The organism is Caballeronia sp. LZ029 (assembly GCF_031451275.1).
Classification (GTDB): Bacteria; Pseudomonadota; Gammaproteobacteria; order Burkholderiales; family Burkholderiaceae; genus Caballeronia; species Caballeronia jiangsuensis.
The window spans coordinates 1-1868 of sequence record NZ_JARUXO010000128.1 but is presented as its reverse complement, the minus strand read 5'-3'; the positions used below and the strand labels follow the sequence as shown (position 1 = coordinate 1868).

3 protein-coding genes are annotated in these 1868 nt (G+C 63.5%); all 3 read right to left on the bottom strand.

The genetic code is table 11. The features are described from left to right. On the bottom strand, positions 1 to 740 hold a 740-nt coding region (gene paaC / locus QCE73_RS39270; RefSeq protein ID WP_309886193.1), incomplete at its 3' end, for a 1,2-phenylacetyl-CoA epoxidase subunit PaaC. Positions 741 to 753: 13 nt separating this feature from the next. Beyond that, on the bottom strand, positions 754 to 1038 hold the full coding sequence (paaB, locus tag QCE73_RS39265; RefSeq protein WP_014191517.1) for a 1,2-phenylacetyl-CoA epoxidase subunit PaaB: 285 nt from the start codon (positions 1036 to 1038) through the stop codon (positions 754 to 756). Positions 1039 to 1055: 17 nt separating this feature from the next. Next, the coding region (paaA, locus tag QCE73_RS39260) for a 1,2-phenylacetyl-CoA epoxidase subunit PaaA (RefSeq protein WP_309886189.1) at positions 1056 to 1868 on the bottom strand (813 nt) is incomplete at its 5' end.

The window sequence follows — 1868 nt, the reverse complement described above, 5'->3', positions numbered from 1 at the left end:
CCCATGTGCTCCGAGTGCTCGCCGTGCTTGCCCGTGGTGATGTGCTTCACCTCGGCAGGCGCTTCAAGCGTGGCTTCTTCCAGCGCCGATGCGACCTGCTCACGCCATGCCGCTTCGAATTCGCTCGCGAGCGGCGCGATGCCTTGATCGGCGACGGCCTGTTCGATCGCATCGGTGGCGAAGAACTCGCGCGTGTACGGCATCAGATAATCGAGCGCGGCCTGCGCACGACGATGCGACTCCTCCGTACCGTCACCGAAACGCACCAGCCAGTCGCGCGCATGATGCAGGTGATAGCTCGTCTCCTTGATCGACTTCGCCGCGATCGCCGCGAGTTGCGCATCGCTCGATGTCTGCAGCGCGCTCCACACTTCCATCATCAGCGCGCAGTACAGGAAGTTGCGCACGATCGTCACCGCGTAATCGCGCTCGGCGCGTGTCGTGCCCGCGAGCGGGCCGAAGTGCGGCAACTCCGCGATCGTGTAGTTGGCGAATTCGCGCTCGCTGCGAAAGTACGCGTAATCGTCTTCGGTCTTCTTGCTGCCGGTAAGCGATGCTTCGAGCGACGCTGCGTGCGTGTACAGCAGGCGCGCCTGACCGATCAGATCCAGACTGATGTTCGCCAGCGCGATGTCTTCTTCCAGCGCCGGGCCGTGGCTGCACCATTCGGCGTTGCGCTGCCCGAGGATCAGCGCGTTGTCCGCCAGACGCAGCACGTAGGCGAGATGGTCCTGACTCATAGCTCTGTCGCCCTTACATGTGATTGATTTCGTCGGGCAGCACGAAGAATGTCGGATGCCGATAGATCTTGTCGGCCGCGGGCTCGAACAATTCGCCCTTGTCCGCCGGGTCCGATGCGGTGATCGCCGCGGAGGGCACCACCCAGATGCTCACGCCTTCCTGACGGCGCGTGTACACATCGCGCGCCATGCGCAACGCCGCACCCGCATCCGGCGCGTGCAGGCTGCCGCAATGCTTGTGATCCAGTCCCTGCTTGCTGCGCACGAACACTTCCCAGATCGGCCATTCCTTGTTCATCTTCATCGTCTCCATGCTCATGCAGCTTGTTTGTGGGCGCGGACCTTTTGCTTCTCCGCGTAGGCGAGCGCCGCTTCGCGCACCCAGGCGCCTTCGTCGTGCGCCTTCACGCGAGTAGCGAGGCGCTCCTTGTTGCACGGGCCGTCGCCGTTGACCACGCGCCAGAATTCTTCCCAATCGATCTCGCCGTAATCGTGCGCGTTTCGTTGCGCGTTCCACTTCAGATCGGCGTCGGGCAGCGTGACGCCCAAGATCTTCGCCTGCTCGACGGTCGCATCGACGAACTTCTGACGCAGGTCGTCGTTCGAGATGCGCTTGATGCCCCATGCGAAGGACTGGCCGCTGTGGATCGAATCCTTGTCGCTCGGGCCGAACATCATCAGCACCGGCCACCACCAGCGGTTCACCGACTGTTGCACGAGGTCCTTCTGCGCCTGCGTGCCCTTCATCATCGCGAGCAGCGCGTCGAAGCCCTGGCGTTGATGGAACGACTCTTCCTTGCAGATGCGGATCATCGCGCGGGCGTACGGCCCGTAGGTGCAGCGGCACAGCGGAATCTGATTCATGATCGCCGCGCCATCGACCAGCCAGCCGATCACGCCGACATCGGCCCAGGTGGGCGTCGGATAGTTGAAGATGCTCGAGTACTTCGCGCGGCCGGCATGCAGCGCAGCGACGAGTTGATCGCGCGAGACGCCCAGCGTTTCGGCCGCGCTATAGAGATACAGCCCGTGGCCGCCTTCGTCCTGCACTTTCGCGAGCAGAATCGCCTTGCGCTTGAGGCTCGGCGCGCGGCTGATCCAGTTGCCCTCGGGCTGCATGCCGATGAT

Coding starts and splice junctions, on each gene's coding strand:
- paaB (WP_014191517.1), bottom strand. CDS start 1,038: ATGAACAAGGAATGGCCGATCTGGGAAGTGTTCGTGCGCAGCAAGCAG.